Origin of the sequence: Roseateles terrae (genome assembly GCF_014192155.1) — a bacterium.
Taxonomy (GTDB): domain Bacteria; phylum Pseudomonadota; class Gammaproteobacteria; order Burkholderiales; family Burkholderiaceae_C; genus Roseateles; species Roseateles terrae.
On the sequence record NZ_JACHXO010000002.1, the window covers coordinates 1 to 13,528 of the forward strand.

At 64.6% G+C, this 13,528-nt stretch carries 14 protein-coding genes, 1 pseudogene and 1 other annotated feature; of the genes and pseudogenes, 4 read left to right on the forward strand and 11 right to left on the reverse strand.

All coding sequences use genetic code 11. The features are described from left to right. Both FHS28_RS06260 and FHS28_RS06265 read right to left on the reverse strand, forming a co-directional pair. Window positions 1–510, reverse strand: a pseudogene (locus FHS28_RS06260) (transposase); the annotation flags it as partial. Next, window positions 116–232: a sequence feature (AL1L pseudoknot), on the reverse strand. (Overlaps the previous pseudogene by 117 nt.) A 172-nt stretch (window positions 511–682) precedes the next feature. Beyond that, complete coding sequence (locus tag FHS28_RS06265) at window positions 683–904, reverse strand: RHS repeat domain-containing protein (RefSeq protein ID WP_184294283.1); 222 nt, start codon at window positions 902–904, stop codon at window positions 683–685. 302 nt (window positions 905–1,206) lie between these two features. Here FHS28_RS06265 and FHS28_RS06270 point away from each other — a divergent pair, with 302 nt between their 5' ends. Next, window positions 1,207–1,728, forward strand: coding sequence for a hypothetical protein (locus FHS28_RS06270; protein WP_088449785.1), 522 nt, complete (start codon window positions 1,207–1,209; stop codon window positions 1,726–1,728). A 145-nt stretch (window positions 1,729–1,873) separates the two neighbouring features. On the opposite strand, the gene guaA is transcribed toward FHS28_RS06270, so the two are convergent. The 3 genes from guaA to guaB are packed head-to-tail and all read right to left on the reverse strand — an operon-like array spanning window position 1,874 to window position 6,262. Continuing rightward, window positions 1,874–3,478, reverse strand: a complete 1,605-nt coding sequence (guaA, locus tag FHS28_RS06275; protein WP_088449786.1) for a glutamine-hydrolyzing GMP synthase — start codon at window positions 3,476–3,478, stop codon at window positions 1,874–1,876. A 48-nt stretch (window positions 3,479–3,526) separates the two neighbouring features. Further along, complete coding sequence (locus tag FHS28_RS06280) at window positions 3,527–4,786, reverse strand: MFS transporter (RefSeq protein WP_246409673.1); 1,260 nt, start codon at window positions 4,784–4,786, stop codon at window positions 3,527–3,529. Between the two features lie 3 nt (window positions 4,787–4,789). Next, window positions 4,790–6,262: an IMP dehydrogenase gene (guaB, locus tag FHS28_RS06285; RefSeq protein WP_088449787.1), complete on the reverse strand. Its 1,473-nt coding sequence runs from the start codon at window positions 6,260–6,262 to the stop codon at window positions 4,790–4,792. A gap of 91 nt (window positions 6,263–6,353) precedes the next feature. Here guaB and FHS28_RS06290 point away from each other — a divergent pair, with 91 nt between their 5' ends. Continuing rightward, window positions 6,354–6,845, forward strand: coding sequence for a DUF4124 domain-containing protein (locus FHS28_RS06290; protein WP_184294285.1), 492 nt, complete (start codon window positions 6,354–6,356; stop codon window positions 6,843–6,845). 71 nt (window positions 6,846–6,916) lie between these two features. Here the strand turns inward: FHS28_RS06290 and FHS28_RS06295 are convergent, their stop codons facing one another. Together FHS28_RS06295 and FHS28_RS06300 are read right to left on the reverse strand one after the other, a co-directional pair. After that, entirely contained in the window at window positions 6,917–7,312 is a 396-nt protein-coding gene (locus FHS28_RS06295; protein ID WP_246409676.1) for an RnfH family protein, read from the reverse strand. Continuing rightward, complete coding sequence (locus FHS28_RS06300; protein WP_088449788.1) at window positions 7,299–7,766, reverse strand: type II toxin-antitoxin system RatA family toxin; 468 nt, start codon at window positions 7,764–7,766, stop codon at window positions 7,299–7,301. The genes FHS28_RS06295 and FHS28_RS06300 overlap by 14 nt, the downstream gene beginning before the upstream one ends. A 69-nt stretch (window positions 7,767–7,835) precedes the next feature. Between FHS28_RS06300 and smpB the strand changes: the two genes are divergently transcribed. Continuing rightward, the gene (gene smpB, locus FHS28_RS06305; protein WP_058935875.1) at window positions 7,836–8,306 is read left to right on the forward strand and encodes an SsrA-binding protein SmpB; all 471 of its coding nucleotides are present in this window, start codon (window positions 7,836–7,838) and stop codon (window positions 8,304–8,306) included. 2 nt (window positions 8,307–8,308) lie between these two features. On the opposite strand, the gene FHS28_RS06310 is transcribed toward smpB, so the two are convergent. After that, window positions 8,309–9,517, reverse strand: a complete 1,209-nt coding sequence (locus tag FHS28_RS06310; protein ID WP_246409679.1) for a PLP-dependent transferase — start codon at window positions 9,515–9,517, stop codon at window positions 8,309–8,311. A 156-nt stretch (window positions 9,518–9,673) separates the two neighbouring features. Here FHS28_RS06310 and FHS28_RS06315 point away from each other — a divergent pair, with 156 nt between their 5' ends. Next, a complete protein-coding gene (locus tag FHS28_RS06315) occupies window positions 9,674–10,933 on the forward strand; it encodes a hypothetical protein (RefSeq protein WP_088449790.1) in 1,260 nt (419 codons plus the stop codon). Between the two features lie 13 nt (window positions 10,934–10,946). On the opposite strand, the gene rimO is transcribed toward FHS28_RS06315, so the two are convergent. The 3 genes from rimO to FHS28_RS06330 all read right to left on the reverse strand — a co-directional run bounded on the left by rimO (window position 10,947) and on the right by FHS28_RS06330 (window position 13,440). Continuing rightward, window positions 10,947–12,356: a 30S ribosomal protein S12 methylthiotransferase RimO gene (gene rimO / locus FHS28_RS06320; protein ID WP_088449791.1), complete on the reverse strand. Its 1,410-nt coding sequence runs from the start codon at window positions 12,354–12,356 to the stop codon at window positions 10,947–10,949. Between the two features lie 153 nt (window positions 12,357–12,509). Then, complete coding sequence (locus FHS28_RS06325) at window positions 12,510–12,815, reverse strand: cyclic-phosphate processing receiver domain-containing protein (RefSeq protein WP_088449792.1); 306 nt, start codon at window positions 12,813–12,815, stop codon at window positions 12,510–12,512. 52 nt (window positions 12,816–12,867) lie between these two features. Continuing rightward, window positions 12,868–13,440, reverse strand: a complete 573-nt coding sequence (locus FHS28_RS06330; RefSeq protein WP_088449793.1) for a hypothetical protein — start codon at window positions 13,438–13,440, stop codon at window positions 12,868–12,870. Window positions 13,441–13,528 lie beyond the last annotated feature (88 nt).

The following is a 13,528-nucleotide window of genomic DNA, read 5'->3' on the forward strand; positions in this document are numbered from 1 at the left end:
GCATGTTGGAGTGCCAGACCCGGTCGATCAGCGGCATCAGCGCCTCGTCACGACGCGCCCTCGCACAGCGCCGGTGGGGCTCTCGACGCAACGCCACGTATCGCCGATAGGCCGACGGGGCAACCTGCAATACCTTGCAGATTGGCTCGACCCCGAAGGCATCACGATTCTGGTCGATGAAGTCCCTTACGACTTGAGTCGGCGGTCGAGCTCCGCCTGGGCGAAAAACGCGCTGGCCAACTTCAGGATCTCGTTGGCCTTGCGCAGCTCCCGCACCTCGCGTTCAAGGTCCTTCACGCGCTGGGCCTCGCTGCTCGTCACGCCCTCACGCACGCCAGCGTCCACCTCCGCGCGCTTGACCCATTCGTTCAACGTCTGCGGTACGCAGCCGATCTTGGGCGCGATGGACTCGATGGCCGCCCACAGCGACGGGTATTCCCCTCGGTGCTCCTGCACCATCCTCACGGCACGCTCACGCACCTCGGGTGAGAACTTGTTCGACTTGCTCATGGCTCAATCCTCTCAGAGTGTTGAGCCTCCTCAAAACCCGGGTTGATTCACGGCGGGGGCAGCGTGGCGGCCTGAGCGGCCCCTGACACTGCACCGGCAGTGGTGATCATCCAAGCTGCCAGCGCAAGCGTATGCCGGCGCAGGCTGCGCCGAGTCTTCTCCCTCATCATTCTCACTCCCCGCCTGTGGTTCGTTGTGTGCGGCTGAGCGCGTCAAACAAGCGGCTCAGGTTGCGTGCCAAAGCCCCGCTGGGGTCTTGCACAGCTTCTTGGGTTCGATTGCCTCGCTGGTCCAGCGTGTACTGGATGCGGTTGCCCAGGTTGTCGGCAACGGCCACCAGGCGGTGTGCATCGTCGTACTCGTAGTTCACCGAGCTGCCGTCGGGTTGGGTCACCTGCCTGAGCAAGCCGGTGGGCCAGTAGGCGTAGCTGGTGGTCTGCCCGGCCGAGGTGACTGAGGGTCAGGCGCGAGCGCACGTCATACGTGTAGACCATGCTGATTCCGTTGGCATCGACCATCTCGAGCAACTTGCGCAGGGCGTTGTAGCGAAGGTAGTTGGTGACATGGCCTGCGGCAGCGGGCGTTGATTTCGCAAGGCATGCAATTGGGAGAAGTGACCGTATTGCGACTGAGCCCAATCTCGTCGTTGCCAAGCCCTCTGCCCAGCAACACGACGGCATTTCTGGAGCTTGCAGCATGAGGCCCATTGCAGTGGACTTCGCACCGAGGCGGGTGTGGACGCCGCCACTGATTGCTTGGGCGATCGCGTGCGGCCTTGTGACCACAGGACTCTCTCTCAAAGCTGGACTTGCGTGGGACGCTCGGCAGGCGGCTTCCCGCAGTGTTGAGGAGTCGCAAGCCAGGCTTTCCACGCTGGAGAAAAAGCTGCGCGAGGCGAGCCAATCAGTCACGACGCAGAAGGCGCCAGCCTATTCCAGAGACGCCCTGGAGACAGCCCGAGTCGCTGGCTTTCCAAGTCAAGCAGTGCTGAGATCCTTGGAGGCAACGGCAGAGGACGGGATTCGCATTAACAGCGTTTCACTTCAACCCGCTCAGGGCATCGCCGAGGTGGCACTGGAGTTCGCGGACTATGAGGCGCTGTTGCGGTACATCGATCAGCTCAACGAAGGGTCGCCCCGAGCGCTATGGAGCCTGGTGCGGGCACAAAGCTTGGCTGGAAAAAAGCTGGCAGTGATTCGCTACACAGCGGCTCGTTGAAGCCGCTGCATTGGCCGAGCCTGTACACAGATCTTTCCACCTGGCAGCGGATCCCGACCGACGTCAGGATCACTACCTTGGATGACGCTGAAACGGTCCTCGTCAGTCGTTGATTACTCGTTAATCATCGACTGACAAAACCCCCTCACTCCCACTCAATCGTCGCCGGCGGCTTGCTCGACACGTCGTACGTCACCCGATTGATACCACGCACTTCATTGATGATTCGTCCCGAGCAGCGCTTGAGCAGGCTGTAAGGCAGTTCCGCCCAATCGGCCGTCATGAAGTCGCTCGTCTGCACCGCGCGCAGCGCCACCACGTAGTCATACGTGCGTCCATCTCCCATCACCCCCACGCTCTTCACCGGTAGGAATACGGTGAAGGCTTGGCTGGTCAGGTCATACCAGCTCTTGCCGGTCGCTTCATCCCGCGTGTTGCGCAGCTCCTCAATGAAGATGGCATCGGCCCGGCGCAGCAGGTCCGCATACTCCTTCTTCACCTCGCCCAGGATGCGTACACCCAGGCCCGGGCCCGGGAACGGATGACGGTAGACCATCTCCGGCGGCAAGCCCAGCGCGACGCCCAGCTCACGCACCTCGTCCTTGAACAGCTCGCGCAGCGGCTCCAGCAGCTGCAGACCCAGCTGCTCCGGCAGCCCGCCCACGTTGTGGTGGCTCTTGATGGTGGTGGCCTTCTTCGTCTTGGTGCCGCCGCTTTCCACCACGTCCGGGTAGATGGTGCCCTGCGCCAGGAAGGTCGCGCCCTTGTGGCCGCCGCCGCTCGCCTTGAGCTTCTCCGCTTCGGCCTTGAAAACGTCCACGAACAGGCCGCCGATGATCTTGCGTTTGCGCTCCGGATCCGTCACGCCGGCCAGTTGGCCGAGGAACAGGTCGCTGGCGTCCACACGGATCACCTTCGCGTGCAGCTTGCCCGCGAACATGTCCATCACCATGTCGCCTTCATTCAGGCGCAGCAGGCCGTGATCGACAAAGACGCAGGTCAGCTGGTCCCCAATGGCGCGATGGATCAGCGCCGCCGCCACCGATGAATCGACTCCGCCCGACAGGCCCAGGATGACTTCCTCATCCCCCACCTGCTCACGGATCTTCTGCACCGCTTCTTCGATGTAGTTGCCCATGACCCAGTCGCCCTTGCAACCGGCGATCTCACGCACGAAGCGGGTCAGCATCGCGGCGCCCTGCTGGGTGTGGGTCACTTCCGGGTGGAACTGCACCGCGTAGTAGTGCTTCTCTTCATTCGCCATGCCGGCAATCGGGCAGCTGGGCGTGGATGCCATCAGCTTGAAGCCTTCCGGCAGCGCGGTGACCTTGTCGCCGTGGCTCATCCAGACCTTCAGCATGCCGTGGCCTTCCGGCGTGGCAAAGTCCTGCAGGCCGTTCAGCAGCTGGGTATGACCATGCGCGCGCACCTCGGCATAACCGAATTCGCGATGGTCGCTCCACTCCACCTTGCCGCCCAGTTGCACCGCCATTGTCTGCATGCCGTAGCAGATGCCCAGCACCGGCACGCCCAGGTCCCACACCGCCTGCGGGGCGCGCAGCTCGTGGTCTTCATAGGTCGAGGCATGGCTGCCCGACAGAATGATGGCCTTGGGCGCGAAACCGCGGATGAAGTCGTCGCTGACGTCGTTGGGATGAATCTCGCAGTAGACATGCGCTTCGCGCACGCGGCGTGCGATCAGCTGGGTCACCTGGGAGCCGAAGTCGAGGATGAGGACTTTGTCGTGCATGGTCAGCGATGAAGAGCGGGAGAAAGGTTGCGGGCGGTCAGCACCGGGTCAGGCCTTGGCCGGTGCAGCCGCATCGACGGGCACTTCGTGGAAGTGCCGCCAGGAAAAATACAGCGAGACCACCTGAAGGGCCGCGCAGAAATAAAACGGTGCGCCCAGGCGCCAGTCGGTCTTGGGCAGCTCGGCCACCAGGGCCATCAGCCCCAGACCACAGATGGGCGACAGCACCGCCATCAGGCTGTTGATGGCCGCCACGGCGCCCATGGTCTCACCCTGGTTGCGCGCATCGGCAGCGTTCGAAATCATGCTTTGCAGCGCGGTCGGCGCGGCGAATCCGACGATGTTGAAGAAGATGATGCCCACCATCATCCACCCCTCCTCCGCCAGGCCCCACACCAGGTTGGTGACAATGGCAGAGCTCAAGCCAATCAGCACCAGCCGCCGCGGTCCCAGCCAGCGCAGCAGCGGCTGCAGCAGCCCGCCCTGCACGATCACCGCCATCAGCCCCACGGCGAACAGCGACAGGCCGTTCTCCCGCGGTCCCCAGCCAAACTTGTGCTGGTTGTAGAGCACCCAGCAGGTCTGGATGATCAGCTGGGACAGGCCCGAGCAGGCAATGACATAGATGAGCGGGCCGACGCCCCGAAGGTCACGCACCCGGCCCAGGGCCGCGAGCGGATTGGCCTGGCGCCAGCTGAAGGGACGGCGATGTTCCGGCGGCAGTGATTCGGGCAGGACAAAAAAGCCGTAGCACCAGTTCAGCAAGGCCAGGGTGCCTGCGACAAAGAACGGCAGGTGCAGGTCGATGCTGCCCAGCAGCCCGCCGGCCACCGGTCCCAGGATGAAGCCCATGCCGAAGGCGGCTCCGAGCATGCCGAAGCGCTTGGCGCGGTCGGCGGGGGGCGTGATGTCCGCCACATAGGCGTTCGCCACGGCGGCATTGGCCTGCATCGCGCCGGAGAACAAGCGCACCACCACCAGCATCCACAGCGCCTGGGCCATGGCGGTGACGAAGAAACTGAGGGCCAGCCCGCTGAAGCCGATCAGCATGACCTTGCGGCGGCCAAAACGGTCTGACAGGCCGCCCAGGATGGGCGCACCAAAGAAATTGGCCAGGCCGAACGCAAACGCCACGGCCAGCTGGGCCAGCGTATGCTGGGTTTCGGACTCGGTGAAAGTGCCCACCAGGGTGGGCAGCACGGGAATGATCAGGCCGATCGACACCATGTCGATCAGCACTGCAATCAGAATGAACGACATGGCGGCCTTGCGGCCGCCATGTGCGTCGGCGTTACCCGAATCGGACAAGCCTCACTCCATGCGGTAGTTGGGCGCTTCCTTGGTGATCTGCACGTCGTGGACGTGACTCTCACGGATACCGGCGGCGGTGATTTCCACGAACTCGGCGCGGTCATGCATCTCTTCGATGCTGGCGCAGCCGCAGTAGCCCATGGACGCCCGCAGACCCCCGGCCATCTGGTAGACGATGGCGAGCATCGACCCCTTGTACGGAACCCGGCCTTCGATGCCTTCCGGCACCAGCTTGTCCGCATTGGGATTGGTGGTCTCGTCGTTTTCCTGGAAGTAGCGGTCCGCCGAACCCGCCTTCATGGCGCCAATGGAGCCCATGCCGCGGTAGCTCTTGTAGCTGCGGCCCTGATAGAGGATGACCTCCCCAGGCGCTTCTTCGGTACCGGCGAACATGCCGCCCATCATCACCGTGCTGGCACCAGCGGCCACCGCCTTGGCGATGTCACCGGAATAACGGATGCCGCCGTCCGCGATCAGCGGCACGCCGGTGCCCTTGAGCGCGGTGGCCACGAAGTCGATGGCGGTGATCTGGGGCACACCCACGCCGGCCACGATGCGGGTGGTGCAGATGGAGCCCGGGCCGATACCGACCTTGACCGCGTCCGCACCCGCTTCGACCAGCGCCAGCGCCGCAGCGCCGGTGGCGATGTTGCCGCCGATGACCTGCACGTTGGGGTAGTTCTTCTTGACCCAGCGCACCCGCTCGATCACGCCGGCGCTGTGGCCGTGAGCGGTGTCCACCACGATGGCGTCCACGCCGGCACGCACCAGCAGTTCCACCCGCTCTTCCGTGCCCTCGCCCACGCCGACGGCAGCGCCGACGCGCAGCTTCCCGTGGTCGTCACGGGCGGCATTGGGGAAATTCGTCTGTTTCGTGATGTCCTTCACGGTCATCAGTCCGCGAAGTTCAAACGCGTCGTTGATGACCAGCACGCGCTCGAGCTTGTGCTTGTGCATCAGGGCCTTGGCCTCGGTCAGCGAAGCGCCTTCCTTGACGGTGATCAGCCGCTCGGCCGGGGTCATGATCTCGCTGACCGGTGCGTCCATGCGCGTTTCAAAACGCAGGTCGCGGCCGCTGACGATGCCCACCACCTTGGGGCCGACCAGCACCGGGAAGCCGGAGATGCCGTGCTGCTCGCTCAAGGCCTTGACCTGGCGGACGGTGGTCTCTGGGGTGATGGTGATGGGGTCGCGCAGAACGCCCGACTCATACCGTTTGACCCGGGCCACCTCTGACGCCTGCTGCTGCGGGGTGAGGTTCTTGTGAACGATGCCGATGCCGCCTTCCTGCGCGATGGCAATGGCCAGACGCGCTTCGGTGACGGTGTCCATGGCAGCGGACACAAGAGGAAGGTTCAGGCGGATGCCACGCGTGAATTGGGTGGCAAGGCTGGTGTCGCGCGGCAACACCTGGGAGAACGCCGGCACCAGCAACACATCGTCGAAGGTGAGCGCTTTTCCGAGTAGGCGCATGTGGGAAGCTCCAGACGCAAAGGCGCATTATAGAGAAGCGCGGCGTACACTCGTGCCAGCCCCTTTAATTCCAGGTCCATTTCACAAGTCCATGACTGCCAAGACCCTCTCCCTGAGCCTGCTGTGCGGCGTTGTGCTGCTGTCCCTGGCCCCCGCTGTGCAGGCCCAGTGGAAGTGGCGGGACGCCGAAGGCCGCGTGCAATACAGCGACCGTCCTCCGCCCGCCCATGTCGCGGAGAAAGACATCCTCGCGCGCCCGTCGTCATCGGCTCAGCGCCGGATGACGCAGCCCATTCCCGAGGCCGCCTCCGCCGCTTCTGCGCCCGCTTCCGCCAACGCGCCGGCCAAGGCTGCGAGCGACGCCGCCAAGGCCGCCAAGGACCGCAAGGCCGCTGAGGACAAGCAGCGTGCGGAGATGAATGCAGAGAACTGCCGCAACGCGCAGGACCAGCTGAAACTGCTCGAATCCGGCATCCGGGTCCGTCAGACCAACGACGCCGGAGAGCGCGTGGTGCTGGACGACTCGGCCCGGCAGGCCCAGATTCGGCAGGCCCAGACCGTGATTTCGGTGTCCTGCAAGTAAGAACTGTGAGCAGCGGATACCGCTGTCACATCTGAAGCCTGAACGATCAAAAGGCCTGACGCCCTCCGGTATCAGGCCTTTTTTCCGAGCGGACGGTGCCGGGTGACGATGCGACGCCCGGTCGCCTGATAGCGCTGACGCCGGGCTTCCTTCGGATCGACGGTGAGCGGGCGGTAAACCTCCACCCGGTCTCCGCTGCGCAGCGGCGTGTCGAGCGGCCGAAGCTTGCTCCAGATGCCAGTCTTGAGTGTTCTGAGCTCGCCCTCGTCGAACCACTGGCTCGCGCGCAGCGCTTCCACCACGGTACTGCCTTCGGGAAGCGACAGCTGCAGACGCTGCCACTGCCCTTGCTTCGGGCTCCAGATCAGCTCCACCCCCAGTCCGGCGTCCGGGCCGGGGGCTTCCCGGCCACTGCCCGGGGAACTGCCGGATGCCGGCATCGCGCCCGTCGGATCAGCGGGGCCCATACACCTGCTCCGCCCGTTTGACGAAGCTGTCCACGAAGGTGTTGGCGATGCGATCGAACACCGGGCTCACCACGGCCTCCAGCGCAAAACTGGAAAACGCATAGCGAAGCTCGAATTCGATCTTGCAGGCCTGCGGTTCGCCCCCATCTACCGGAGCACCGGGTTTGTTGAGCGGCAGGAACTGCCAATCACCATCCAGCATGGAGAACGGCCCGTCCACCAGCTGCATGCGCACCCGGCGATTCAGCTCGTGGGTGTTGCGGGTGGTGAAGGCGTGGCGCAGACCGGCGTAGGCCAGGGACAACTTGGCGGTCATGCCATGGTCGTCGCGCTCCAGCACCTCGGCCGCGGAGCACCAGGGGAGAAATTCTGGGTAGCGTTCAACCGCAGTCACGAGCTCGTAGATCTCGCGGGGTGAATACCAGAGAAGGACGGTCTTCCTAACTTGCTTCATGACACTTCTTAGAATGGTGGCATTGTAGGCGTCTCGATCCCCGCCGCCTCACCCCTATCCAACCTACCCATGTCCATCGCAGAAAACCGACGCGCCAGATTCGAATATCACATCGAGGAGCAGTACGAGGCTGGCATCGTGCTCGAAGGCTGGGAGGTCAAGGCCATCCGTGCCGGCCAGGTGCAGCTGCCCGATGGCTATGTGCTGATCCGCGATGGCGAGCTGTTCCTGATCGGCTGCCGCATCAATCCGCTGCGCACTGCCTCCACCCATGTGAGCCCCCAGGCGGACCGCACCAAGAAACTGCTGATGGGGCGGGCGGAGATCCGCCGGTTGATCGGCAAGGTGGAGCAGCGCGGCTTCACCCTGATCCCGCTGGACCTGCATTACAAGGGCGGCCGGGTGAAGGCGCAGATCGCGCTGGCCAAGGGCAAGGCGCAGCATGACAAGCGTGAGACCGAGAAAAAGCGGGACTGGGAACGGGAAAAGGGCCGCCTGATGCGCCACAAGGTGAGCGGCCCTTCCGCCTCCAAGGACTGAAGTCAGCCGGACGTCGGCAGGGTCTGGGCCAGGGCCTGGGCCAGGTCGGCGCGCAGGTCTTCCACGTCCTCCAGTCCGATGGCAAAGCGCACCAGGGTGCCGCCCTCCTCCGGCGTCCACGGCAGCGACAGGGAGCGGCTGTGGGTGAGGTCGTACGGCACGGCCAGGCTCATCGGGCCGGCCCATGAGTAGCCGATGCCAAAGCAGCGCAGCGCGTCCACGAACGCATCCACCTGAGCGGGTGAATAACACGGCTGGAACACCGCCGAAAACAGGCAGCTCGAACCGCCCCCGCTGACCGCCTGCCAATGCGCGTGGCCCGGCGATCCAGGCAAGGCCGGATGCAGCACGCGCGCCACGGCAGGCTGCTGCTGCATCCACCGGGCCAGCGTGAGGGTAGTCGCCTCCTGGGCGCGATAACGCAGCGGCAGCGTGGGCAGGCCGCGCAGCACCGCTTCCACGTCGTTCTGACCGACGCCATAGCCGAGGAATTCATGCATTTCCTCCAACCGGCGATGCAGCGACGCATCCCGCGTGCAGACTGCCCCCATCAACACATCCGCGCCGCCCGACGCGAATTTGGTCAGGGCCTGCATCGACAGGTCCACCCCCAGCCCCGGTGCCAGCTCGAAGGCGTTGAAGGCCATGCCGGCGCCCCAGGTGTTGTCCAGCGCCGTGGTGATCCCGCGGGTCTTGCAGGCGCCCAGCAGCCCCAGCAGATCCGGAAACTCCATCGTGATGGAGCCGGCCGCCTCGAGCCACACCAGCCGGGTGCGGTCGCTCAGGCGGCGCTCGAAGGCGGCCGTGTCCAGCGGGTCATAGAACTGGTGGTGGATGCCCAGGCGGCTCAGCAGACCGGTGGTGATGTGGCGGTTCTGACCGTAGACGTTGTCCGGCAGCAGCACCTCATCGCCCGGCTTGAGCAAGGCCATGCTGGTCAGCGTGATGGCCGCCAGCCCGCTGGGCACCAGCACGCAGTGCGTCGCCTGCTCCAACGTGGCGATGCGCGCGGCCAGGGTCAGGCTGCCGGGCGTGCATTGCAAGCCATATCGATAGGTCACCGTGTCACGCGAGCGGGGGCGGTGCAGGGCCGCGGTATCCGCAAAGAGCACGGTGGACGCCTTGTAGACCGGCACAGGGACCGCATCCCACCCCGTCGGCGGTTGGTAGTCGTGGTGAATCTGTTCGGTGGACTTGCCGCGTTTGGTCAAGAAAGCTCCTGAAGAATCCATGCCATCCCCCTTGTTTCTGAGGGAACGCATAGCGTAACGCAGCACCGGCGCGGACCACGGTTGTCAGCCGAATCGTTTGTCACGCGACACCTACTGAACAGGACCGTCACGACCGACGCTTCAAGGACTCCGATCATGTTCAGCATCTATTCCGGTTCTGCCGGCCCGCTATCCCGGATCTACGAGATCGCCGAGGGCAAGACTGTCACCCTGAAGGAAATGGAAGCCCTCGAGCTGAAGCGCATGACCGGAAAAGTCTGCGAGATGGCTGCAGCGGTGGTCGACACCGCTGTGGCGGCAGACCCGAGAGCGCCCCACCGCGTCGACGCACCCATCGGCGTGATAGAAGCCCTGATCATGGACTTCGTCCTGTGGTTCATGTCTGCTGATCCGGACCGCATCGCTGCAGATACTGAGCTGCGCGAACTGCCCACCTTGATGGATGATCTGAAACCGGTGCTGCGCATGCTGTCGCCGGCGGAGGGGAAGCTGATCCGCCAGGGTTTGTGCGAAAGCGGTCAGCTGTGGCGCATGGTTTGCGCGCTGTCGCCTTCTCCGCTGATGAATCCGGATGCAAAAGTGCATTCGCCGCAATACGACGCGATGCGCACGCGCTTCCTGAAATGGGTCAACGAAGTCAGCCGGGAACTGTCCACTCGGGACGCCGCGTCCGAATCGAAGGCCGCGCAGACATCCAGGCCGACATGCAAAACCGCCTTGCGCCCAAGGGCAGAGGGGGTTGCAACCGCCACTCACAGCGGCGCTAGCCTTGCCACACCTGCCTCGTCACTGCGCGCTGCAGCCTCGGCGCCATCCTCAGGCGCTCAGCCGGCATCCGGGAGGACCATGCCGGCGCGCCCGGCACCCCTGCCCCCGCTGCCTCCGCTGCTGCTGGAAGCGGCCCGACAGATTCGCACGCTGCATGCCTGGTCCGGCGTGGGGGGTGAGATCGCCCTGTACGTCATGCCGCATGTGAAGGGCTGGCCGGCGGGTCGCGGGCTGAAGATCATCGGGGCGGATGGCACGCCACGCATTGAAATCCCGGCGAGTCACGAGAACGAGAGCGCCTCCGGCCACCGTCCCCGTGCGGCAGCCGCCCCGGTGATCCTCAGTCTCGATCCCGAGCGGGGCCACTACTCTGCGCAGGTGAACGGACGCAAGGTGCCGACGCCGCCGGGGGGCGACTGCTTCTATCGATCGGTGCTTGCAGGCCTGGGCACGGCGGACCGCACTGCACTGTTGCAGAGCATCGGCGCGGACGTCGAAGCGCCGTTTGGCGACGAGACCCTGCTCAAGCTCCGAAACGCAACGGCCGACCAGCTGGTGGCCGACCCGACACGTTTCGCGCCGATGCTCGAGTTGCTGCAGTTTGCCGGCCAGACGCACGCCGACTGAGCGGCGGGCACTCTCAGATCGGCAGCGCGATCAGATCGTGGCCTTCCACGGCCACGATGCGGGCGCGGGTGAATTCGCCCACCTTCAGCTGCTTGCTCACCTTTTCCGGCGGCAGCAGGCGGACGGTGCCGTCGATCTCCGGCGCGTCGGCATAGGTGCGGCCGACGCCGCCCTTGCGGCCCAGGGCAGGTGCGCTGTCGACCAGCACCTGCATGGTCGCGCCGACGCGGCGCTGCAGCTTGGCGATGGACACTTCCTCCGCCACCGCCATGAACCGGGCGCGGCGTTCTTCGCGCACCTCGTCCGGCAGCGCGCCGGGCAGCGCATTGGCGGGGGCGCCGTCAATCGGGGAATAGGCGAAGCAGCCGGCCCGGTCGATCTGCGCCTCACGCATGAAGTCCAGCAGGTATTGGAATTCTTCTTCGGTCTCGCCGGGGAAGCCCGCAATGAAGGTCGAGCGGATGACCAGTTCCGGGCAGATCTCGCGCCAGCGCTGGATGCGCTCCAGGTTCTTCTCGCCGTTGGCGGGGCGCTTCATGCGCTTGAGCACATCCGGATGGGCATGCTGGAACGGCACGTCCAGGTAGGGAAGGATGAGGCCCTGCGCCATCATCGGCAGGACTTCGTCCACATGCGGATACGGGTAGACGTAATGCAGGCGGACCCAGGCACCGTAGGGCTTGGCGATCTCGCCGAGCTGCGCGACCAGATCGAACATGCGGGTCTTGACCGGCTTGCCGTCCCAGAAGCCGGTGCGGTACTTCACATCAACACCGTAGGCACTGGTGTCCTGGCTGATGACCAGCAGTTCCTTGACGCCGGATTCAAACAGCGCTTTGGCTTCGGACAGCACATCGCCGATGGGGCGGGACACCAGGTCGCCGCGCATGCTCGGGATGATGCAGAAGCTGCAGCGGTGGTTGCAGCCTTCGCTGATCTTCAGGTAGGCGTAGTGCTTCGGGGTGAGCTTGATGCCGGCGACGCCGCGGGCTTCGGGCACCAGATCGATGAAGGGGTCGTGGGGCTTGGGCACATGGGTGTGCACCGCGTCCATCACTTCCTGGGTGGCGTGGGGTCCGGTGACGGCGAGCACGCTGGGGTGAATTTCACGGACGAGGTTGTCCGTGTTGGCGCCGGACTTGGCACCCAGGCAACCGGTGACGATCACCTTGCCGTTTTCAGCGAGGGCTTCGCCGATGGTGTCCAGGCTTTCCTTGACGGCGTCATCGATGAAGCCGCAGGTGTTGACGATCACCAGGTCCGCCCCGGCAAAGGTCTTGGAGGTTTCGTAGCCCTCGGCACGCAGCTGGGTGAGGATCAGTTCGCTGTCGGTCAGCGCCTTGGGGCAGCCCAGGGACACGAATCCGATTTTGGGAGCTGCCTTGGATGCGTCGGCGGTGGGGGTGTAAGTTGTTGATTCCATTTGACTTCCGCCGGACGAACTGGCTGGTGGGCTGGGGCGGTATTGTAGACGAGCGGGCCAGAGGGTGTCGCACGTAGGGGTCGTGGGGGAGGAGGAGTTCACGCGTCGGCCCCTGAGCTGGGCCTCGGCGTCATCGTGCGGACCGCGTGGCGGCTAGGTGGTGCGCCGTTGCCCGACCAGCCGCTCAATGGCGCGAATCCCGGCCTCCATCTTTTCCCGCGCGGACGAGTTGGCCGAATGCACCTGAATGGCCGGCGGACGGAATCCGTGGAGGGCCACCTGCTCCTCAATCCACAGGACCACGTCGTAGCCGGTTCCGCGCTCGTCATCGCCGAGGTCGTGATCGAGGCTCAACGCTACGACCTGTCCGGTCTTGAGCCACTCAATCGCCTCGTCGGGCCAATAGACGCGGACCCATCCCGCCGGCGTGGGGCGCTCATCGTCCAAAAACACTTTCATGGCAGTCCTGCAAGCTCGTTCAGGGGCGTGCAGTTCATAGCAGCATCCAGCTTCACTGCCCGGCGATAGCGGTGTTGTCAGTGGCGTTCAGCAATCGCTGCAACCGTGGCAAGAGAAAGGTCACCCACGCTTCGAGGTCCTCGACTGCGTAATATGGGAGCCAGACATCAACGCCTGGCGCCCATGCGTCTGGGTTCACCATTCTGAGATCAGCAAGCCGCTGACGCCACTGTTCCCCTTCATATCCGGGCAGTTGAGCCCATTGATGCACAGCGTGTGTCGCCGCCGGGTCCGGAATGCGTGTCGCGAGTTCCTGGGCGATGCAGAACGCCTCCCCTTTCTCGGCGTCGGTGAGTGTGAGCAGCACGCGAGAGTCCGGGCCTGTGATGAGCTCGGCGTCGCCGCCTTCCAGGCGGATCAGATTCAAGGTGAAGCTGCTGCCGGACAGCGAGCCGCCCCATGAGTTGACCTGAACCCATAGGCACCACTGTCCGGAGGCCGACGAACGGAGGAAGGCACACGCGTAACCCGGTCGGCGCTTCCACCCGTTCTGAATGAACCAGGGGGAGAGCAGCCGTTTCAACGCGCCGTGAACGGCCTTGCTGTTGGCATAGGTTGCAGTCATGGAGGGCAATGTATCGCTTCGAATGGATCTGCCGCTGAGCGCCTCTTGACGATCCCACCCATACCGATCTTAGAGCCCTCCAGCATTT